General features: G+C 67.4%; 1 protein-coding gene. It reads right to left on the reverse strand.

Translation table 11 applies throughout. The features are described from left to right. Window positions 1-273, reverse strand: a 273-nt coding sequence (locus NQU54_RS48985) for an integrase core domain-containing protein (RefSeq protein ID WP_257636717.1), incomplete at both ends; no start/stop codon positions are given.

The raw sequence follows: 273 nt of genomic DNA on the forward strand, positions 1-273 counted from the left end.
AGCCGCTGCGGCAAGGGTGTCCCGGTGCGTTCCGGAGCCGCTGATGTGTCTCGTGGGGCGTGATGTACCCGAAGACAGGGTGTTTCCGTAGGCGGCGCCGGTTATAGAAGGTCTCGATGAAGGTGAAGACCTCGGCGCGGGCGGTGGCCCGGTCGGGCCAGACCCGGGTGCCGATCTCCTCCTTGAGCACGGCCCAGAAGCTCTCGGCCGCCGCGTTGTCATAGCAAGACCCGGTTCGGCCGGTGCTCTGCCGGAGCCCCAACGACCGTATCC

It is taken from the genome of Streptomyces malaysiensis subsp. samsunensis (assembly GCF_024519315.1).
GTDB lineage: Bacteria > Actinomycetota > Actinomycetes > Streptomycetales > Streptomycetaceae > Streptomyces > Streptomyces malaysiensis.